The 20298-nt window shown below is 73.9% G+C and carries 20 protein-coding genes; 8 read left to right on the plus strand and 12 right to left on the minus strand.

Annotated features, from left to right (window positions below):
* Window positions 1–41: 41 nt before the first annotated feature.
* Both OO63_RS04960 and OO63_RS04965 read right to left on the minus strand, forming a co-directional pair.
* The gene (locus tag OO63_RS04960) at window positions 42–2063 is read right to left on the minus strand and encodes an NADPH-dependent 2,4-dienoyl-CoA reductase (protein WP_030357534.1); all 2022 of its coding nucleotides are present in this window, start codon (window positions 2061–2063) and stop codon (window positions 42–44) included.
* A 181-nt stretch (window positions 2064–2244) separates the two neighbouring features.
* Complete coding sequence (locus OO63_RS04965) at window positions 2245–2697, minus strand: Lrp/AsnC family transcriptional regulator (RefSeq protein ID WP_030357535.1); 453 nt, start codon at window positions 2695–2697, stop codon at window positions 2245–2247.
* A gap of 110 nt (window positions 2698–2807) precedes the next feature.
* Here OO63_RS04965 and OO63_RS04970 point away from each other — a divergent pair, with 110 nt between their 5' ends.
* Together OO63_RS04970 and OO63_RS04975 are read left to right on the plus strand one after the other, a co-directional pair.
* Complete coding sequence (locus tag OO63_RS04970; RefSeq protein ID WP_030357536.1) at window positions 2808–3443, plus strand: LysE family translocator; 636 nt, start codon at window positions 2808–2810, stop codon at window positions 3441–3443.
* A gap of 157 nt (window positions 3444–3600) precedes the next feature.
* Complete coding sequence (locus tag OO63_RS04975; protein WP_030357537.1) at window positions 3601–4098, plus strand: methylated-DNA--[protein]-cysteine S-methyltransferase; 498 nt, start codon at window positions 3601–3603, stop codon at window positions 4096–4098.
* Window positions 4099–4219: 121 nt separating this feature from the next.
* Here the strand turns inward: OO63_RS04975 and OO63_RS04980 are convergent, their stop codons facing one another.
* The gene (locus OO63_RS04980; RefSeq protein ID WP_033263823.1) at window positions 4220–4792 is read right to left on the minus strand and encodes a hypothetical protein; all 573 of its coding nucleotides are present in this window, start codon (window positions 4790–4792) and stop codon (window positions 4220–4222) included.
* A gap of 94 nt (window positions 4793–4886) precedes the next feature.
* Between OO63_RS04980 and OO63_RS04985 the strand changes: the two genes are divergently transcribed.
* Window positions 4887–5615, plus strand: a complete 729-nt coding sequence (locus OO63_RS04985) for a 2OG-Fe(II) oxygenase (protein WP_030357539.1) — start codon at window positions 4887–4889, stop codon at window positions 5613–5615.
* Between the two features lie 42 nt (window positions 5616–5657).
* Here OO63_RS04985 and OO63_RS04990 read toward each other — a convergent pair whose 3' ends face one another.
* From OO63_RS04990 to lnt, 6 genes are all read right to left on the minus strand, one after another.
* Window positions 5658–6557: an SDR family NAD(P)-dependent oxidoreductase gene (locus OO63_RS04990; protein WP_051810581.1), complete on the minus strand. Its 900-nt coding sequence runs from the start codon at window positions 6555–6557 to the stop codon at window positions 5658–5660.
* A gap of 141 nt (window positions 6558–6698) precedes the next feature.
* Window positions 6699–7394: an alpha-ketoglutarate-dependent dioxygenase AlkB family protein gene (locus OO63_RS04995; RefSeq protein ID WP_030357541.1), complete on the minus strand. Its 696-nt coding sequence runs from the start codon at window positions 7392–7394 to the stop codon at window positions 6699–6701.
* A gap of 16 nt (window positions 7395–7410) precedes the next feature.
* Window positions 7411–8604, minus strand: a complete 1194-nt coding sequence (locus OO63_RS05000; protein WP_030357542.1) for a methyltransferase — start codon at window positions 8602–8604, stop codon at window positions 7411–7413.
* A 95-nt stretch (window positions 8605–8699) separates the two neighbouring features.
* Window positions 8700–9299: a hypothetical protein gene (locus tag OO63_RS41350; protein WP_051810564.1), complete on the minus strand. Its 600-nt coding sequence runs from the start codon at window positions 9297–9299 to the stop codon at window positions 8700–8702.
* A gap of 247 nt (window positions 9300–9546) precedes the next feature.
* Entirely contained in the window at window positions 9547–10017 is a 471-nt protein-coding gene (locus OO63_RS05010) for an NUDIX hydrolase (protein ID WP_030357543.1), read from the minus strand.
* 9 nt (window positions 10018–10026) lie between these two features.
* Window positions 10027–11619, minus strand: coding sequence for an apolipoprotein N-acyltransferase (gene lnt / locus OO63_RS05015; protein ID WP_030357544.1), 1593 nt, complete (start codon window positions 11617–11619; stop codon window positions 10027–10029).
* Window positions 11620–11839: 220 nt separating this feature from the next.
* Between lnt and OO63_RS05020 the strand changes: the two genes are divergently transcribed.
* Complete coding sequence (locus tag OO63_RS05020) at window positions 11840–12952, plus strand: O-antigen ligase family protein (protein WP_051810565.1); 1113 nt, start codon at window positions 11840–11842, stop codon at window positions 12950–12952.
* On the opposite strand, the gene OO63_RS05025 is transcribed toward OO63_RS05020, so the two are convergent.
* The gene (locus OO63_RS05025) at window positions 12909–13460 is read right to left on the minus strand and encodes a hypothetical protein (protein ID WP_030357546.1); all 552 of its coding nucleotides are present in this window, start codon (window positions 13458–13460) and stop codon (window positions 12909–12911) included. The two genes, OO63_RS05020 and OO63_RS05025, sit on opposite strands and share 44 nt — an antisense overlap.
* A gap of 290 nt (window positions 13461–13750) precedes the next feature.
* On the minus strand, window positions 13751–14587 hold the full coding sequence (locus OO63_RS05030; protein ID WP_030357547.1) for a glutamate racemase: 837 nt from the start codon (window positions 14585–14587) through the stop codon (window positions 13751–13753).
* A gap of 58 nt (window positions 14588–14645) precedes the next feature.
* Between OO63_RS05030 and OO63_RS05035 the strand changes: the two genes are divergently transcribed.
* On the plus strand, window positions 14646–15830 hold the full coding sequence (locus OO63_RS05035) for a glycosyltransferase (protein ID WP_030357548.1): 1185 nt from the start codon (window positions 14646–14648) through the stop codon (window positions 15828–15830).
* 55 nt (window positions 15831–15885) lie between these two features.
* On the opposite strand, the gene OO63_RS05040 is transcribed toward OO63_RS05035, so the two are convergent.
* Window positions 15886–17202, minus strand: a complete 1317-nt coding sequence (locus OO63_RS05040; protein ID WP_157853944.1) for a TerD family protein — start codon at window positions 17200–17202, stop codon at window positions 15886–15888.
* A gap of 280 nt (window positions 17203–17482) precedes the next feature.
* Between OO63_RS05040 and OO63_RS05045 the strand changes: the two genes are divergently transcribed.
* The 3 genes from OO63_RS05045 to OO63_RS05055 all read left to right on the plus strand — a co-directional run bounded on the left by OO63_RS05045 (window position 17483) and on the right by OO63_RS05055 (window position 19655).
* Window positions 17483–17956, plus strand: a complete 474-nt coding sequence (locus OO63_RS05045; protein WP_030358088.1) for a DUF6643 family protein — start codon at window positions 17483–17485, stop codon at window positions 17954–17956.
* Between the two features lie 45 nt (window positions 17957–18001).
* Window positions 18002–18835 carry an MOSC domain-containing protein gene (locus OO63_RS05050; protein ID WP_030358089.1) on the plus strand — a complete coding sequence of 278 codons (834 nt, stop codon included), beginning with the start codon at window positions 18002–18004 and terminating at the stop codon, window positions 18833–18835.
* Window positions 18836–19049: 214 nt separating this feature from the next.
* Window positions 19050–19655 carry an Rv1733c family protein gene (locus OO63_RS05055; RefSeq protein WP_030358090.1) on the plus strand — a complete coding sequence of 202 codons (606 nt, stop codon included), beginning with the start codon at window positions 19050–19052 and terminating at the stop codon, window positions 19653–19655.
* The last annotated feature ends 643 nt before the right edge of the window (window positions 19656–20298 follow it).

The following is a 20298-nucleotide window of genomic DNA, read 5'->3' on the forward strand; positions in this document are numbered from 1 at the left end:
GCGCGCGGCCGTCCGCCCAGAAAGCCGCGCGGCCCGGTGGCTCACAGCGCGGCGGCCAGCTCCGTGCCCTGCTTGATGGCGCGCTTGGCGTCGAGCTCGGCGGCCACGTCGACGCCGCCGATGAGGTGTGCGTCGACGCCGGCGGCGATCAGCTCCTCGTACAGGCCACGGCGGGGCTCCTGGCCGGTGCAGAGGACGACCGTGTCGACGGGGATGGTCCGCTGCTCGTCGCCGACGGTGATGTGCAGGCCCTCGTCGTCGATGCGGTCGTAGGTGGCGCCGTTGACCATGGCGACGCCGCGGTGGCGCAGCTCGGTGCGGTGGATCCAGCCGGTGGTCTTGCCGAGGCCCTGGCCGACCTTCGACGTCTTGCGCTGGAGGAGGTGGACGGTGCGGGGCGGGGTGGGCCTGACGGGCTCGGTGAGGCCGCCGCGGTCGCGGTAGTCCATGTCGACGCCCCACTGCTTGAAGTACGTCGCCGGGTCCAGGCTCGCCTTGTCGCCGCTGTCGGTGAGGTACTCGGCGACGTCGAAGCCGATGCCGCCCGCGCCGACGATCGCGACCCGCTCCCCCACGGGCGCGCCGTCGCGCAGGACGTCCAGGTAGCTGACGACGCTGGCGTGGTCGACGCCGGGGATCTCCGGGGTGCGGGGCGTGACACCGGTGGCGATCACGACCTCGTCGTGCCCGGCGGCGGCGAGCTGTTCCGCCGTCACGTGGGTGTTCAACCGGACGTCGACGCCGCGCAGTTCGAGCTGGGTGCGGAAGTAGCGCAGCGTCTCGTCGAACTCCTCCTTGCCGGGGACCTTGCGGGCGATGTTGAGCTGCCCGCCGACCTCGGACGCGGCGTCGTACAGCGTCACGTGGTGGCCGCGCTCGGCCGCGGAGACCGCGCAGGCGAGCCCGGCGGGGCCGGCGCCGACGACGCCGACCCGCTTGGCGCGACGGGTCGGGGCGAGCACCAGCTCCGTCTCGTGGCAGGCCCGCGGGTTCACCAGGCAGGAGGTGATCTGCAGGCTGAAGGTGTGGTCGAGGCAGGCCTGGTTGCAGCCGATGCAGGTGTTGATGGCGTCGGCCTGCTCGGCCCGCGCCTTGGCGACGAAGTCCGGGTCGGCGAGCAGCGGGCGGGCGAGCGAGACCATGTCGGCGGCGCCGTCGGCGAGCAACTGCTCCGCGAGTTCGGGGGTGTTGATGCGGTTGGTGGTGACGAGGGGCACGGACACCTCGCCCATGACCTTCCGCGTCACGAAGGTGTAGGCGCCGCGCGGCACGGAGGTGGCAATGGTCGGGATGCGGGCCTCGTGCCAGCCGATGCCGGTGTTGATGATCGTGGCGCCCGCGGCCTCGATCTCCTTGGCGAGCTGGACGACCTCGGCGAGCGTGGAGCCGCCGGGCACGAGGTCGAGCATCGAAAGGCGATAGATGATGATGAAGTCGGGGCCGACGCGTTCGCGGGTGCGGCGGACGATCTCGACGGGGAAGCGGACGCGGTTCTCGTAGGAGCCGCCCCAGCGGTCGGTGCGCCGGTTGGTCGGCGCCGCGATGAACTCGTTGATCAAGTAGCCCTCGGAGCCCATGACTTCGACGCCGTCGTAGCCCGCGAGCTTGGCCAGCTCCGCGGCCCGCACGAAGTCCTCGACGGTCTGCTCGACCTCGTCGTCCTCCAGGGCGCGCGGCGGGAACGGGCTGATGGGCGCCTGGATGGCGCTCGGCGCGACGAGCTGCTCGTGGTAGGCGTACCGCCCGAAGTGCAGGATCTGCATCGCGATCCGGCCGCCCTCGCGGTGCACGGCCGCGGTGACGCCCGCGTGCTTCTCCGCCTCCGCCTCGGTGGTCAGCTTGGCGCCGCCCTCGTACGGCCGCCCGGCGTCGTTCGGGGCGATGCCGCCGGTGACGATGAGGCCGACACCGCCGCGGGCGCGGGTCGCGTAGAACTCGGCCATACGCGCGAACCCGTCGGGCGCCTCCTCCAGGCCCACGTGCATGGAGCCCATCAGGACCCGGTTGGGCAGGGTCGTGAAGCCCAGGTCGAGGGGGCTGAGCAGGTGCGGGTAGCGGCTCACTGAGCTCATGCGGTACGGCCTCTTTCGTCCACATACGCCGGGGCGTCAGCGTCGTCGGCGTCATCGGTGTCGTCGCAACAGTTGTAGGACAGCCCACGGCTTTATGCAACTAGTTGCACATGGGGGCGGCCCGCGCGAGACGGAGTTCACAGCGGCCGCGCGGCCTCACCGGGGCAGCGCCTCACAGCGGCAGCGACCGCTCCCGCACCACGTGCTTCATCACGAGCGTCGAGCTGAGCCGCTGCACCCCGGGGAGCGTCGCGAGCTCCTCGTCGTACAGCTGCTGGAAGGCCCGCAGGTCCTTGCTGACGATCCGCAGCAGATAGTCGGGGTCGCCGAAGAGGCGCTGCGCCTGGACGACATGGGGGATGTCGGCGACCGCCGCCTCGAAGGCCGCCACCGTGTCCCGGTCCTCCTGGCGCATGGTGACGAAGACCAGCGACTCGAAGGTCAGGCCGACGGCCTCCGGGTCGAGCACGGCGCGATAGCCGCGCACCGCCCCGCGGCGTTCGAGTTCGCGCAGCCTGCGGTGGCACGGCGACAGGCTCAGGCGCACCCGCGCGGCCAGTTCGGTGACGGTCAGACGGCCGTCCTTCTGCAGCTCGGCAAGGATCTGCCGGTCGACTGTGTCCATGAGGAAGATTCTTCCACCCACACACCCTCAGGCAGCAGATCTTGGGAGCACTTTTGGGCAGATCGCAACTAACCTCCCTCACGCGACCGAAAAGGGAGGGAAAAACATCCATGGCCGTCAGCTCCATCACCGCTTTCTGGGCGGTGTCCGTTCTGCTCATCCTGGTTCCCGGCGCGGACTGGGCGTACGCGATATCGGCGGGACTGCGGGACCGGTCGGTGGCCCCGGCCGTCGGCGGACTGCTGCTCGGCTACGTCGGCCTCACCGCCGTCGTCGCGGCGGGCATCGCGGCCGTCGTCGCCGACCACCCGGCCGTGCTGGCCGCCCTGACGCTCCTCGGCGCGCTGTACCTGATCTACCTCGGCGTGACGACGCTGACCCGCCCGGGCACCCCAGACGCCGCGCCGGACGACGCGACCGGGTCCGGCGCGCACGGGCCCTCGTCCCGGCGCAGCCGTGTCCTCCAGGGCGCCGGGATCAGCGGCCTCAACCCCAAGGCGCTGCTCCTCTTCCTCGCCCTGCTCCCCCAGTTCACCCAGCCAGGCACCGGCTGGCCGCTCGCCCTCCAGATCAGCACCCTCGGCCTGGTCCACATCCTCAGCTGCGGCGCCATCTACTTGTGCGTGGGCGTGCTCGCCCGTACCGTCCTGCGCACGCGCCCGGCCGCCGCCCGCGCGGTCACCCGGGTCTCCGGGGCCGCGATGGTCGTGATCGGCGCGGTCCTGGTCATCGAGCAGCTGACCTGACCGCACACCGCCTCTCACCCTCCCCGTGAGCACCGCGTCCGAAATCCGCCAGCCGAGGGCGGCGGCACCGCGCAGACTGGACCGTGTCGGACCGGGGGAAGACGCCCCGGACCAGGACGGACACATCAGCGGATGTGCAGGAGAGAGGACAGGCGCGATGACAGTCCACACGACGTTCGACAGCCCCTTGGGCGAGCTGCTGCTCGTGGGCGAGGCGTCGGCGACGGCCCCCGGCGGGACGGCACTCGCCTCCCTGTCGGTGCCGGGCCAGAAGGGCGGCGCGACCGTCCAGGACGGCTGGGTCCGCGACGACGAGGCCTTCACGGCCATCACGGGCCAGCTCCGCGCCTACTTCGCGGGCACCCTCACGCACTTCGACATCGAGTACGCGGACGGCGCGGGCACCGAGTTCCAGCGCAAGGTGTGGTCCGCCCTGGACTCCGTGCCGTACGGCACCACGACCACCTACGGAAAGCTCGCGGCACACCTCGGCCTGTCCCGCGCGGCGGTCCGCGCCCTCGGCACGGCCCTCGGCCGCAACCCGGTCCTGGTCGTGCGCCCCTGCCACCGGGTGGTCGGGGCGGACGGCTCCCTCACGGGCTATGCGGGGGGCCTGGACCGCAAGAAGCAGCTGCTGGAGCTGGAGACGGGGTGAGGGGGCGGCGCCGGGCGGCGCGACCGGAGCGAGGAGCGGTGGCCGGGTCGGCGGCGCGAGGGCCTGGACATCTGGCTCCACGGACACCAGGACCCACGACGCAGCCCGCGCCCCCGCGAGGTCAGGCACCCTTGGTGTAGATCCGCCCGGTCTCGTCGGTCCAGGCCTGCAGCCGCAGCACGTGGCCCTCGGCGACTGCACCGCCGATCCCGACCGCGGCGCCACCAGCCCCGACCGCGCCACCGGCGGTGGCCACCGCCGCCCCTCCGCCGAAGGCGGCCATGCCTGCCGCGATCATGGGGATGCCGATGAAGGCACCGATGATCGTGAGAGTCAGCAGAGCACCGAAAAAGATCATCACGATCCCGAACAGCACGCCGACAAGACCGGCTCCGCCCACCGCCGCGCCGGTGGCGACACCGACCGCACCCACCCCCATGGCCGCACCGCCGTCGGCGCGGTGGGTCTGTGCGAGGAGCACGGCACCGGGCATCCGGTGGACCTGCGTCCACCCGTGCGCCACCATCCAGCCGATGAACCGCGTCAGCTCCGCTTCCCGCCGCTCGGGAGCCACTGGCTCGCCGTAGCCCTCGAAGACGACACGGACCGGGACATCCGGCCCCCATTGGGGCACCTTCAGCGCCGCGGCCTCCTCGGCCTTCGCCGACCTGACCTTCCGCGTGCTGTCCCACATGACTCCGCACTCCGCCCGAAGCATCACTCTTCATCCATTACACACCCGAATTCACCCACTTCATCACCCGCTATTCCCGCACGGAGACCCCACCATGACCGCCACCCCGAGCCACGACACCGGACCCGCCGACCGCGTCGACACCACGGACTGGCACGCCGTGGCCGACGAACTCGACCAGCACGGCTGTGCCCTCACCGGCCCGCTCCTCACCCCCGACGAGTGCCGTGGGATCGCCGCCCTCTACGACGAGACGGAGCGGTTCCGCGCCACCGTCGACATGGCCCGCCACCGGTTCGGGTCCGGCCAGTACCGGTACTTCGGCCACGACCTGCCCGAGCAGGTCGCCGAGCTGCGGCAGGCGTTCTACCCGCACCTGCTGGCCGTCGCCCGCGACTGGGCCGCCCGGCTCGGCCGTCCCGCGCCCTGGCCCGACACCCTGGACGCCTGGATCGAGCAGTGCCACGCGGCGGGCCAGGCCAAGTCGTCGCAGATCCTGCTGCGGTACGAGGGCGGGGACTGGAACGCCCTGCACCGCGACCTGTTCGGTGACCTCGTCTTCCCGCTCCAGGTCGTCATCGGCCTCGACACCCACGGCTCCGACTACACCGGCGGCGAGTTCCTGCTGGTCGAGCAGCGCCCCCGGGCCCAGTCGCGGGGCACGGTGACGGTGCTGCCGCAGGGCCACGGGCTCGTCTTCACCACCCGCGACCGCCCCGTGCGCTCCAGCCGCGGCTGGTCGGCGGCGCCGGTACGCCACGGCGTGAGCACGGTCCGCTCGGGGCTGCGGCGCTCCCTCGGCCTGGTCTTCCACGACGCGTAGGCACACCGCTCGGGCAGGAAGCCCAGGAAAGGGCTCACGGGCTCACTCGGGCAGGCCGACCAGCCGCGCGCTGTCCCGCCACAGGGCCTCGGCCAGGTCGTCCCTGCGGGCCAGTTCCGACGGGTCCGTCCACGTCAGCCGTCCCCGGCGCAGGGCCGCGTAGGTGCGCCCGCTCGGGGGCGCCACGCTCCCGAGGGCGAGGTCGGCCAGGGCGTTCCCGGCGTCCGTGCGGGTGTTGAGCGTGCGGCTGAACCGCCGCAGAGGCCACCCGAGGACCGGGGTGCCGAACAGCGACCAGGCCGTCCGCAGGGGCAGCGACAGGTCCTGGGCCAGGCCGGTCCCGAACACCTGCCCGGGGTCGTAGGCGAGCGCGGTGAGCCGTCGGGCCCGGGCGTCGGGCCGTCCGGCCAGCGCGCGGACGGTGAGGACGGCGCACAGCTTGGACGCGGTGTAGGCGTGCTGTCCCGCCTTGCCCGGCCGGGTGCCGAGGCCGGGGTCGCGGTCGGGGTGCGCGAGCAGTGCGGCGTCGGCATGCCGGGGCGTCGTGAGGGAGGCGCCGGTGGCGGGGTCGTGGGTGCCGCTCGTGGTCAGGACGACTCTCGCCCCGTCCGCGAGGTCGAACAGCAGCAGGCGCAGCAACAGGTACTGCGCGAGGTGGTTGACCGCGAACGTCGTCTCGAACCCGGCGGCGGTGCGCCCTGAGGCGTCGGGGCGCACCAGGCCGGCGTTGAGCACGAGGGCGTCGACCGGGGTGCCGCCGAGGCGTTCGCGAACGGCTGCGGCGAAGGCGCGTACGGAGTCCAGTTCCGTCAGGTCCATCGGGATCGACTCCCCGACGGCGGCGGCGCGGCGCGACCCCAGGACGAGCCGGGTGTCACCGGACCGGGCGAACCGCCGCGCCGCGATCGCGCCGAATCCCGAACTGCCGCCGGTCATCACCATCGTCGGCACGCCGCCCACCTCAAACCCGTGGCTCCGGGGACCCTCTCCAGCCTACGGCGGAACCCGCCCCGTGGCCCCTCCCCGCACTCCGCCGCGTCGGCGCGGCCCCGCGCGGCAGGGCCGCACGTCGGCACGTCCCGCTCAGCGCAGTCCGCTCACCCGCAGCGTGATGTTGAGCCGCCCGGTGAGTCCGAGTTCCGGCGGCGCCGTGCCCCCGTACACCTTCGGCACCCCGTGGTACGCGAGCCGCGAGGGGCCCCCGAACACCATCAGGTCGCCGCTGCGCAGCTCGACGTCGGTGTACGGCCGTGTGCGCGTCTCGGTGTTGCCGAAGCGGAAGACGCAGGTGTCGCCGAGGCTGAGCGACACGACGGGCGCCGTGGACCGCTCGTCGCTGTCGCGGTGCATGCCCATGTGGGCGTCGGCGTCGTAGAAGTTGACGAGCGCGATGTCGTACGCGTCCGGTTCGCCGCCGCCCGGACCTTCCCCGTCGCCCGGGCCGTCCCGGTGCCCCGCGTCGTCGCCGTACGCCGCCCGCACCGCCGCCCGCCCCAGCTCCGCGAGCCACCCGGGCATCGGCTTCACCGGCGCGCCGTCACCGTCGACGGCGGTACGGGCGTACCCGTACGGGTACCAGTGCCGGCCCAGGCACACCTGCCGTGCCGTCATCGTCCCGCCGCCGGGCAGCCGGACCGTGCGCAGGCCCGCCGGGGGCATCGCCCACGCCCGGCAGGCGGCGACCAGGTCCCGCTGCCGTTCGGGTCCGAGCCAGTCGGGCACGTGGACCGCGCCCGGCGCCACCTCGCCGGGCTCGCGCGGGAACAGTTCGCCGGTCACGGCCCAGGACCCGCGTTCACGACCGCCGGACCGCCCGCAGGATCACGAACTTGCGGTTGCTCGCGGCGACTTCGACGTTGCCGAAGAGCCGCTTCAGACGCACGTGGTAGCCGAGGTGCCGGTTGCCGACCACCCACAGCTCGCCGCCGGGGCGCAGCGCGGCACGGGCGCCGCGGAACATGCGCTGGGCGGTGGCGTCGGTGGTCGCCTGGTGGCTGTGGAACGGCGGGTTGTTGAGGACCAGGTCCACGGACTTTGGGGGCATCGCGGTCAGCGCGTCCCCGGCGACGAAGTCGGCCTTGGCGGCGGAGTCCCGCGCGGTGTTCGCGGCGAAGGTGGCCTCGGCGGAGGCGACGGCCTGGTACGACTCGTCGACGAAGGTGACCCGGGCGTCGGGGTTGGCGACGGCCGCGGCGGTGCCGAGGATGCCGTTGCCGCAGCCCAGGTCCACGACATGGGCGTCGCCGCTGCTCGCGGGCAGGTGCTGGAGGAGGAAGCGGGTGCCGATGTCGAGGCGTTCGGCGCAGAAGATGCCCGCGTGGTTGACGGCGGTCAGGCCCGCGCCCGCGCCGGAGTCGCCCGGCAGGACGTAGGACCGGGGCCAGGGGGTGGGCCCGGGGCTGCGCTCGGGGTCGGGGGTGCTGAAGATCAGGCGGGCCTTCTGGCGGGCCAGCGAGGTGCGCGTCGGGCCGACGATCCGCTCGAACAGCTCCAGGGTCGAGGTGTGGATCTCGGTGACCATGCCGGTGCCGACGACGACGCTGCCCGCGTGCAGCGCCGGGGCGATCCGGTGCAGTTGGTCCTCCAGGAGCGCGAGGCTCTTCGGCACCCGCACCAGAAGCACGTCGACACGCTCCGGCGGGGTGTCCCGCGTCGTCAACAGGCGGTCCCCGTCGATCGGGAGACCGGCGCGCGCGAGGTTCGCGAGGGTGGCCTGCCGGGCGAGGTGGGAGTCGGTGATCTGCACGGGCCGGTGCGCGGCGAGGGCGGTGGTGAGGGCGCCCCATCGGTCTCCGACGACGGCGACCGTGCCGTCCAGGGCGACCGGCTCTCCGCCCTCCCCGTCTTCCCCGTCCTCCCTGTCTTCGTCGCCCGCCAGGTGCCGCAGCAGGTAGGCGTCGGCCGCGGACCAGGCCCGCAGGGTGTCGCGCGGGTCCTCCGGGAAGCGCGTGAGGTCGTACGCGCCCCATGACGTGCTCAAACGGTTCATCGTGCCCTCAGGCTAACGGAGCCCGCGCCCCGGACGTCCCACCAGGTGCGGGGCGCCGCCCGGGCCCGCCGCGACCAGGCGGCGTACCGCGTGTCTCATGAGGAGCGCGACCGCTGTCGGCGGGGCACCGCGACCCGGGTGCGGCGGGGGTCCGCGGGGCGGCTGCGGTCGTACACCGCGAGCACGGGCCGGTTCAGGGCGGTGCGGTCGACGACGACGGGCACGGCGTGCCGGGCGCCCTGGACGTCGTGGAAGACGACGGTGACCTCGCCGCGTCTGCCGCGCACCGGCCGCCAGCCCTCCAGGCGGGCCGCCGCGGTGCTGAAGTCGGCGCGCAGCCTGCGCAGGGCGGCGGTGCGGCGCAGGCTGACGGCGCCGCCCCACACGGCGACGAGGCCGCCCGCGGCGGCGACCGACCACAGGAAGGTCAGCCAGCCCGCCACGGTGTGCCGCCCGGCGGGCACGACGAGCATGAAGTCGGTGACCGTGCCGTAGTCGACGCGTCCGTCGGACACCGCGTCGTACCAGCCCGCGGCGGCCCCGGCCGCGCTCAGGGCGATCACGGCGCCCACCGTCGCGCGGTGCAGGAACCGCGCGGCGACGAATCCGAGCAGCGCCGCCGACGCGATGCCGAGTTCCGGCGCGACGGACGCGAACTGCTCGCTGCCGCAGCCCCCGTCGTCGCACGACCACACGGCGTTCGTGCCGTCGTAGGTGCTCAGGTGCCATATGAGCTAGACCTGCCAGGCCAGCAGCACGCAGGCGAGCCCGCGCAGTGTCAGGCCGCAGGTCCTCCGGCTCAACTCCCGCCCCTGTTCTGAGTGCTGAGGCGGCGTGCGGGCCGCCGCGCGGACAATATCCGTGCAGGTTACATGCTGTGCCGGGCCGTCACCATGGCTCCGGTCCTGCCGCCGGAGCGCGGGCGGGTCCGAGGGCGGGCCCTCAGCCGCGGTCGAACCAGGTGGGCCCCTCCGCCATGGCCTGCTTGATCCGGAAGAGCCCGGTCTCGTGCAGATCGGGCAGCCCGTCCAGCGGGAACCACGCGACCTCCAGGGACTCGTCGTCGTTCACGCGCGGCTCGCCGCCGACGGCCCGGCAGCGGATCGTGATGTCCATGAACTGGCAGACGTCGGCATTGGGGTACGTGACCTGTTCGAGGGCCTCCACGAGGACCACGCGCTCGGCGACGCAGCGCACGGCGGTCTCCTCGAAGACCTCGCGCACGGCGCACGCGGCGGGCTGCTCCCCCGGGTCCGGGATGCCGCCGATGACCGACCACTTGCCGTTGTCGGCGCGGCGGCCGAGCAGCACTCTGCCCGCGTCGTCGAAGACGATGGCGGTGACTCCGGGGAGCCACAGGAGCTGATGGCCCGCGTCTGCGCGCAGGGTGCGGATGAAGTCGGGAGTAGCCATGATCCGACCCTAACCGGCGGCTTTGGCGCGGCGGCGGGCGATCACCCAGCCGACCCCGGCCGCACCGGCGAGCACCAGGACGACCTCCGGCCAGACTCCCGCGCGGGTGGCGGGAGTCAGCGAGGTGCGCTTGGGCACGTCGGCGACCAGCGACTCGGCGGTGAACATGCCGGTGCGCTGCGCGATCGAACCGTCGGGTCGGATCACGGCGCTGACGCCGCTGGTGACGGGGACCATCACGGCCCGGCCGTGCTCGACGGCCCGCACCCGGTCTATGGCCAGTTGCTGGTACGTCATCTGGCTGCGCTCGAACGTGGCGTTGTTGCTGGGCACGGAGAGGATCTCGGCGCCTTCGCGCACCTGGTCCCTGACGACGTCGTCGAAGGCGGCCTCGTAGCAGGTCACGGGGCCGATTCCGGTGCCCGCCATGTCGAACACGGCGGGCTTCGTGCCGGGTTCGAACATCCCGGCGCGGTCGACGTCGGAGCTGAAGACGCGGAAGAAGCTCCGGTAGGGCATGTACTCGCCGAACGGCTGGAGGTGCCGCTTGTCGTAGGTGGCGCCAGGGCCGGTCCTCGGGTCCCAGAGGATCTGCCGGTTGCGGGGCTTGCCGTCCTTGCCCGTGACGACGGCGCCCACGGACACGGGGGCCTTGATGGCCTTGGCGGCCTTGTCGATGACTTCGTAGGCGTCGGCGTTCGCGTACGGGTCGATGTCGGAGGAGTTCTCCGGCCACAGCACGAGGTCGGGCTGCTTGGCCTTGCCCGCCTTCACGTCGGCGGCCAGGCGCAGCGTCTCGCGCACGTGGTGGTCGAGGACGGCGCGGCGCTGGGCGTTGAAGTCCAGGCCCATGCGCGGCACGTTGCCCTGGATGACGGCGACGGTCGCGGTGCCGTTCTCGGCTCCGGTGGCCACCAGCGGCATGGCGGCGGCGCCCGCGACGACGGGGGCGACGGTCAGCGCGGCGGACGCGACGAGCGCCCGGTCACGCGCGCGCGGATCGGCCTTGAGGCGGCGTACGACATCGGCGAGGCCGAAGCCGCAGAGCACCACCGCGAAGCCGAGCAGCGGGGTGCCGCCGAGCGAGGCGAGGGGCAGGAACAGGCCGCTGGGCTGGCTGAAGGCGACCTTGCCCCAGGGGAAGCCCTCGAAGGGGAAGCGGGCCCGGGCGGCCTCGCCCGCGATCCACACGCCCGCGGCCCACACCGGCCACGCCGGCAGCCGGGAGACGAAGGCGATGCCCAGGCCGGTCAGACCCACGAACAGCGTCTCGGCGACGGCGAGCGCGATCCACGGCAGCGGCCCGACGTCGACGCCCGTCCAGGAGAGCAGCGGCAGGAAGTAGCCGAGCCCCATGAGCAGCCCGAGGCCGAAGCCGGACTTCGGGCGCCGCCCGTGCAGGACGAAGCCGAGGACGGCGAACGCGAAGGGGGCGAGCCACCACAGTTCCCGCGGCGCGAAGCTCAGGTACAGGAGCACACCGGCGAGCACCGCCGCCCCGCCGGGAACCAGCCGTCTGCGGATCCGCTCGGCGCGCGTCTCCGGGCCGGGCAGTGGTGCGGTCTGCTCGGGCGCTTCGCTGGGAGCGGTGGTGGCGGTCACTCGGGGAGTGTACGGCGCGTCACCTGGCCGCGGACACCGCGGTCCGGGCTGCCCGGACGCCCGCGACGCGGGATCGTCCCGTACCTCCGCCGGATCGTTCCTGCGCAAGATCTCCACAATTGGTGGTCCCAGCCGCTAGCGTGTTCCGAAGTCCTGACGTGCGACGAGATCAAGCCATACGGTCGGGGCCGCACAGATCGGGGGCGGCGGGGTGGGGGCGATGAAGGCATCCGCGACGCCCGCGGCGGCCACGACGGGTGGTCGGGCGGCGGAGCGGCGCGGGGGCGCGGACGTCGGCGGCATGGCGATTCTCGCGGTGTGCGCCGCCTGGACGCTGATCACGACGGGGGTGCGGGGCGGCCGTCCCGACGGAGTGCTGCTCGCGATCCTCGCGGTGGCGGCCGGGTACGCGGGCGGGCGCGTCGCGGGGGCGTTGCTGCCGGTCGCCGCGCCCTGCGTCGGTGCGCTCGCCGGGGTCGGGCTCGCGGCGGCGGCGCCGCACGTCACGCCGGGTCCCGTCAGTTCCTCGCCGCTCGGACCCATCGGCGCCACGGCGGCGCTCCTGTCCCTGGCGGCGGGCGCGGCCTGCTGTGCGGCGTGGTCGGCGCGCGGGGCGGCGCTGCGGGCCGGTCTGCGGGTGTTCGCGGCGGGGATCGTCCTCGCGGCGGCGCTGCTCGGGTCGACGGCCGGGGTGATCGCGTGCGCCGGGATCGTGCTGTGCTCGCTGGCGGCGGCCCTCGTGCGCAGCCGGGGTCTCGGGCTCAGCGGGTTCGCGGTGGCCGCGGCGGTGGTGACGGGGCTCGCCTGGGCCGTCGCGCGCGGGGCGCTGCCGGAGGGGCTGCGGTCGTCCCTGGAGGGGCAGCTGGGTCCGTACCGGGTGCGGGTGTGGCAGGACGCGGAGGGGCTCGCGGGGGCGCATCCGGCGCTCGGCGTGGGTCCGGGGCGGTTCGGCGACGCGGCGCCGTCGGCCGCCGAGGGTGTGCTCGTGGACGACAAGCCGCATTCGGCGCTGTTGCAGCAGGGGGCCGAGCAGGGGTTCGTGGGGGTGGCGCTGCTCGCGGCCGCGTTCTGCTGGCTGCTCTTCGCGCTGTGGCGCTCGCCGCGCCCCACGCAGGTCGTCCTGTCGGCGGGCGCGGCCCTGACGGCGCTCGCGGGCGTGGCGACGGTCGGCAACGCGCTGAGCGTGACGTCGGTGACGGTGGGCGCGGGACTGCTCGCGGGCATCGCCACGGCCCGCCCCCTGCACGAGGAGGCACAGGACACCGAGGACGCCGAGGCCGCGGCCCGGGTCAGACCTGCGCGGTCCCGGGGAGGCCGAGGCGCTCCCGGATGACGCGGACGGCCGCCTCGGCGTCGTCCACGGTCACGGTGAACTTGCGGCCGTCGCCGAGGCTGAGGACGACGCCCTCGCCGCGCCGGACGATGACGGCGGTGCCCTGCTCGGGCCGCCAGCGGTAGCCCCAGCCGCCCCAGTGCCGGGGCGTCACGGCCGGGGCGAAGTCGGCGCCGACGACGTGCGAGAGCGGGATCCGGCGGCGCGGCACCCCGATGTGCCCGCAGCGCACTTCGAGGGAGTCCTTGTCGACCTTCACGGCGACGTGCACGAACGCGAGCGTGCCGAAGAGGATCAGCAGGCCGACGGCGATGAGGCCGACGATGGACATGATCAGCGGGAGGATCCCCGACGGCCACAGGGCCTCGACGGCCAGGTCGATGCCCAGGGCGAGACACGCGGCACCGCCGCAGGCCAGCAGCCACTGGCCACGGTTTCGCGCGCGTCCGGTCCAGATCTCGGGGTGCTGCTCGGAGCTGACCCGCTCGCTGGGGGCGTGGTCCGTCATGGAATCGAGAGTACTCATCTTCCGGGGCTACGGCACCGCGTCGCGGAAGGTCACCCCTCCGGTTGGACACCCGACCCGCCCGCGTCACGGCGTCGTGGCCGGTGAGGGGCGTGGGAGGGCTGCTTCGTACGGGTACGGCGGGCGGGTACGGGTCCGGAGGGCGGGTACGGGTCCGGAGGTACGAGGCCCGCCTCGCCCCCGGGCCGTCGAGGCCAAGCCCTGCCTCGGGCCGTCGAGCGCTGCCGCGCCTCGGACCGCCGGGCGCCGCCCTTCGGCGGGCCTTCGAGCCGTCAGGCCTTCAGGAGCGGGTCGGACGCCGCGAGGAGGCGGCCTTCCGCGTACGTGAGCGCGGCGCTCGGTAGCGCGGCCTCACGGCCGCCGAGGAGCACCGTGAGGGTGCCTTCGGCGCCGTCGGCGTCGTACGCGTCGTCCGTCTGCCCCTCGGCGTCCGTGGCGTCGACGGCGTCGATGGCTCGCTCGCGGATCCGGCGCAGCGCCTGCGCGACGACGGCCTCGGCCGAGCCGAGCAGGATGAGCGGCTTCGCGTCCGGCTGCTGCACGGCGGCGCGGATGCGCTCGGCGACCAGCTCGTAATGGGTGCAGCCCAGGACGACGGTTGTTACATCGGGCGGGGTGAGGGCGGCGGCGGCCGCGATGGCGCGCGTGATGGCTTCCTCGTCGGCCCGCTGCACGGCGTCGGCGAGGCCGGGGCAGGGCACCTCGGTGACGCTGACACCCGCGGCGAACTCCTCGATGAGGCCGCGCTGGTAGGGACTGCCGGTGGTGACGGGCGTGGCCCAGATCGCGACGGGGCCGCCGGTCGCGGCGGCGGGCTTGATCGCCGGGACGGTCCCGATGACCGGCAGCTCGGGCTCCAGGCGGGCGCGCAGCGCGGGCAGCGCGTGCACGGACGCGGTGTTGCAGGCCACGATCAGCGCGTCCGGGCGGTGCGCCGCCGCGGCCTCGGCGGCGGCCAGCGCAAGACCCGTGACCTTCTCGGGCGCGTTGCCCCAGGGCATCGTGTCCGGGTCGGAGGAGAGGACGAGGTCGGCGCCGGGGTGCAGCCGCCGTACCGCCGCGGCCGCGGCGAGCAGTCCGATACCGGAGTCCATCAGCGCGATCTTCACCCGGTCACCTTAGACGATGGGCCGGACAAGCCCGGCAGGGTGGGGCAGACTGCGGCGGATGAGCGCCGTTGTGTGGATCGCCGCCGCCTCGCTCGCCGCGTGGCTGTGGCTGCTGGTCGGACAGGGTTTCTTCTGGCGTACGGGACACCGCCTTCCGCCGCGCCGGGACCCCAAGCACTGGCCGAGAGTGGCGGTGGTCGTCCCCGCGCGGGACGAGGCCGAGGTCCTGCCGACCAGCCTGCCGTCGCTGCTCGCGCAGGACTATCCGGGCCGCGCCGAGGTGTTCCTCGTCGACGACGGCAGCGGCGACGGCACGGGCACGCTGGCCCGGGCCCTCGCGGAACGGCACGGCGGCCTTCCCCTGACCGTCACCTCGCCCGGCGAGCCGCCCGCGGGCTGGACCGGCAAGCTGTGGGCGGTGCGGCACGGCATGGCCCTGGCCCGCGCGCGCGAGCCCGAGTTCCTGCTGCTCACCGACGCGGACATCGCGCACAGGCCGGACAGCCTGCGGACGTTGGTGGCGGCGGCCACGACGGGCGGCTACGACCTCGTCTCGCTGATGGCACGGCTGCGGGTGGCGAGCCTGTGGGAACGGCTCGTCGTCCCCGCGTTCGTCTACTTCTTCGCGCAGCTGTATCCGTTCCGCTGGATCGCGCGGAAGGGCGGGCGGACCGCGGCGGCGGCCGGTGGCTGTGTGCTGCTGCGCGCGGACGCGGCCGAGCGGGCCCGGGTCCCCGACGTGATCCGGCACGCCGTCATCGACGACGTGGCGCTCGCCCGGGCGGTCAAGCGGTCGGGCGGACACATCTGGCTGGGGCTCGCCGACCGGGTCGACAGCGTGCGGCCCTATCCGCGGCTCGCGGACCTGTGGCGGATGGTGGCGCGCAGCGCGTACGCCCAGTTGCGGCACAGCCCGGCGCTGCTCGTCGGCACGGTGGCCGGGCTCGCCGTGGTGTATCTGGCGCCGCCGGTGGCGCTGTTCGCGGGTCTCGCGACGGGTACCGCGGCCGCCGCGCTGTGCGGTGGCCTCGCGTGGCTCGTGATGACCGCGACGTACCTGCCGATGCTGCGCTACTACCGGCAGCCGCTGTGGCTGGCGCTCACGCTGCCCGCCACGGCGTTCCTGTACCTCCTGATGACCGTGGACTCCGCGGTGCAGCACTACCGGGGGCGCGGCGCGGCCTGGAAGGGCCGCACGTACGCGCGCCCCGACACGGCCGCGCCGGAGGAGTCCCGGCCCTAGGGCCACGCCGACCCGTCGGACAGGCCTTGGACCCGGGACTCCCGCGGCGTGCGGGTCACTTCCGGCCGGGGGTCCAGTTCATGCCCCACCCGTAGGCGTAGTCGATGGTCCGCTGCGGGCTCACGCCGCGCTCGGGCACCAGGTAGCGGGCCTCGCGCTGGACGGTGAGTTCGCCGCCGTTGTTGGTGATGAGCGCGAGCGCGCAGACCGTGGAGGGGACCGTGCACTCGTCGAGGGAGAACTCGATGGGCGCGCCGTGCTGCGGGGTCAGCGTGACCGTGGCGTTCAGGTCGGCGAAGCTGCGCGCGCCCTCGTAGATGGTCACGAAGATGACCAGGCGCTTCAGTTCGTTCGAGTGGTCGAGGTTGACCGTGAGGTTCTCGCCGGTCGACACGGCGCCGGTACGGTCGTCGCCGTCCAGGAGGATGTACGGCGGCTGGTTCAGCGCGCCGAAGGCGTTGCCGAGCGCCTGCACGACGCCCTTGCGGCCGTCGGAGAGCTCGAAGAGCGCGCACAGGTCGAGGTCAAGGTCCGCGTGCATGGCGACGGCACGACCGAGCTTGCTGGCCCAGCCCTTGAACTGCTTGCGCACCTCCCAGTTGAGGTTGACGCGCAGCGCGCCCGACGTGCCGCCCTGCTTGGTCAGCGAGACCGACGGCGCCTCCTTGGTCAGCGTGACCTTGGTGAGGCGCACCGGCTGGGCGGGCGCGGCGGGGGGCGGCGGCGGGGATGCGGGGGCGGGCGCGGCGACGGGGGGCGCGGGGGCGGCGACCGGCGGCGCGGGGGCCGGGGTGGGCGCGGGCGCCGGCGGGGCGGCGGGGGCGGCCTGCTGGGGCTCGTCGACCGAGATGCCGTAGTCCGTCGCCAGGCCTTCGAGGCCGCTGCTGTAGCCCTGGCCGACGGCGCGGAACTTCCAGGCGCCCTGACGGCGGTACAGCTCACCGAGCACGAAGGCCGTCTCGACGCTGGCGTCCGCGCTGTCGTAGCGCGCGATCTCCGCGCCGCTGGCCGCGTCGACGACCCGGACGTGCAGGCCGGGGACCTTGCCGAACGAGCCGCCGTCCGAGGACGCGGCCAGGACCACCGTCTCCACGGCGGGCTCCACGCGCGCGAGGTCGACGACCAGCGAGTCGGTCACGCCGCCGCCCGAGGACTGCTTGCCCTCGTGGCGCACCGCTCCGGAGGCGTGCGTCGCCTGGTTGTAGAAGACGAAGTCCGCGTCCGAGCGCACCTTCCCGGAGGCGTCGAGCAACAGCGCGGAGGCGTCGGCGTCGGGCACCCCCGGCCCGGATCCCCATCCCAATTCGACCCGCACCGCAGGTGCCGGGACGGGAACATTCGAACCTTTGGCCATTGACATGTCTGCCCCCATCACAAGTTGCCGGGTCGTCCGGGCCGCCGTTGCGTTCCCGCCCAACCTATTACCTGGCATTCGAAGAGGCGTACACACGGTCCCGGCAACACCCCTCGACAGCCCCCGGTCGACCACGAGTAACCCCTGAGGAACGCGCTATTTACACGATCCGTACCTCGCCGCGCGACCGATTTTCCCACGTTCGCTCGCATTGGGGATACGCAGCCCCTGGCGACACGTAAAACAACCCTCTTATCGGTCTCCCCAACCAGCACATCAAGGGCTTAACTTATGGAGCATGACCTCCCCCCGCTCCACCTATGGCGGCGGTTACTACTCCGCGCCGTCCTTCCCGGACACCCCGATCTACGACTCGCTGGTCGCCGAGCGGGGCACCCCGCAGATCGCCCCGATCCGGGTCCCCTCCGCGTACGACACGGGCAGCCACCTCCCCGCCCTCCCGGCCGCGCTGCCCGCCCTGCCCTCCGGCCCCTCGGGCTATCCCGCGGCCGCCATGGCCCCGGCGCCCATGCCCGCCGCGGCCCACCCGAACCCGGCGTACGGCTACGCGCCCGCCCCGCAGCCCGCACCGCTGCAACAGGCCCCGGCGCCGTACATCCCGCAGCAGGCCGGAGCCCCGCGCGGCTACCCCGGCCCGCAGCAGCAGCGCCCGATGGGCGGCACGGGCTACGAGGCGATGCGTCCCGCGGCGCCCCGCCCGGCGCCGGCGCCGCACGAGGACCCGTACAACCGGCAGTACCGGGGCTACTGATCGGCGGCGGCCGTCGCTGTCAGTGTCCGCTGGCAGGATGGCCGCATGTCGACATCCGTGCCCGTCTCGATCCACTCGATCCACATCCACCCGTTGAAGGCGGCCGGGGGGCACGCTGCGCGTGAGGCCGTCGTGGAGCCCTGGGGGCTCGCCGGTGACCGCAGATGGGTGTTGATCGACAGCGCGGGCCGGGCCGTGACGCAACGGCCCCATCCGCGTCTGGCGTTGGCCGCCGTCGAGCCACTGGCCGACGGCGGCATACGCGTGTCCGCGCCCGGCAGGGAGCCGCTCACCGTCGGCGTCCCGGAGCCCGGGGAGACCGTGCCGGTGGAGTTCCTGCGGGACAAGTCCGAGGCGGTCCCGGCCGATCCCGCGGCGGACGCCTGGTTCAGCGCCTTCCTCGATCTGGACGTGCGCCTGGGGCATCTGGAAGCCCCGGAGACGCGTCGCCCGATCAACGCGGCGTACGGCAGGCCCGGCGAGACCGTCTCGTTCGCCGACGCGTTTCCGCTGCTGCTCACCACGCTGTCCTCGCTGGACGCACTGAACTCCCTCATCGCGCAGGGCGACCACGCGGACGAGGGCCCGCTGCCCATGAACCGCTTCCGGCCGAACGTGGTCGTGGAGGGCGTCGCGCCCTGGGCGGAGGACGACTGGTCCCGCCTCGCCGTCGGCGACGTGGAGTTCCGCGTGGCCAGGAAGTGCGCGCGGTGCGTCGTCACGACCACCGACCAGCGCACCGCCGAGCGCGGCAAGGAGCCGCTGCGCACCCTCGCCCACCATCGCCGCAGCGGTGACCAGTTGCTCTTCGGTCTGAATCTGATCCCGGAATCGACCGGAACCATTCGAATCGGTGACCCGCTGACGATCCTCGAATGAACGCCGCCGTGGCGGGGAACTCGACGTCGGTGAAAGGACGTTGAAGCCGATGGTGGCTCGGTGAGGCCCGGCTGCCCCACCCGCGGCGCGCGGGCGGGGCCCGGCGGGGTGAGGGCGCGCGGTCGCGCGGGGTGATGTCGCTCTCTCTTCCCGCTTTCCGGGCGTGCGCCGTGCCGTTCGCGGCTATCACGGACGCGGAAGGGGGTGCAGGACTGTGCGAGCGATCGCCGGACTCTGGCGCTGGCGCCACAATCCGCTGCGCCGCGGCACCGACCTCGCCGAGGCCTGGCTTGCACTCGCCGCCCTGGTGCTGATCGTCGTCGCCGCCCCCGTCGTCGGCTCGGTCGCCGGCGTCCTGACCCATGACGCGCTGCTGCGGTCGGTCCAGGCCCAGCGCGAGGCCCGGCACAGCGTCACCGCCACCGTCCTGCAGAAGCTCGACCAGCCCCCGCTCGACCCCGACCCCGAGACCTCGTCGGCGCGCGACGCGCACCGCCGGGTGCTGGCGAGCTGGACCGGCCCTGACGGCTCGGGCCGCGCGGGCACGGTCGCGACCGACCTCAAGTCCCCGCACCCCGGCGACCGGTTCCGGGTCTGGACCGACGCCGAGGGCAACATCGTCGGCCGCCCCCTGGACACCGCCACGGCCACGACCCACGCCGCCCTGGCCGGCCTCGGCGCCGCCCTCGCCTGCGCCGGTCTCGTGGAAGGCACCCGCCGCCTGATCGTCTGGCGCGCGGTCCGCCGCCGCCACGCCCGCTGGGACCAGGCCTGGGACAAGGCGGGACCGGACTGGGGACGGGCGGGGACGGGGGCGTAGCCGAGCGTGGGCGCCTTGTGCGAGCGTGGGCGCTTTGGGCGGGTTGCGGCCTTGGGCAGACGGGCGAGGGCAGTTGAGCGGGTGGCGGCCTCGGTGACGCCAGGGCATGTGCCCCCGGACGGCCGGGTTAGGCGAGCGTCGTGCACTTGGTCGGACGCCTGGGCGAGAGGAAGCGGGAGCAAGCGAGAGGGTACGGCTCCTGGGGGACGTGAGCGCAGACGCCTGCGGGGGCGTACTTCGGCACAATTGGGCGAGCGAGCCCGAAACGAGCCCGGAGGCGGTGGAGCCGCGAGAACACCCGGCACCCGCACCCGCACCCGCACCCGCACCCGCACCCGCACCCGGCACGCGTACCCGAGAACCACCCACGCGGGCGAGCACCAGCGGCACCCGAGGGCACGGGCACGAAATCCCTTGAGCAGCCGAGCACTACGCCCGCGCCCCCTCGCCCGGCACCCCCGATCAAGCCACCCCAGACACCCACGTACCCGCACCCACCGACCCCGACCGACCCGCCCCCGCACACCCGCGCACCCGACCGGCACGCGCTTGCGCAGGTGGGACCGTGCCCGTGGGCCCGGCCATCAGGTCAACTCCCCCTCCCTCCGCGCGCTACGGTGGACCGGGCGAACTCTTCGGTCTC

The organism is Streptomyces alboflavus, assembly GCF_000716675.1.
In the GTDB taxonomy this organism is placed as follows: domain Bacteria; phylum Actinomycetota; class Actinomycetes; order Streptomycetales; family Streptomycetaceae; genus Streptomyces; species Streptomyces alboflavus.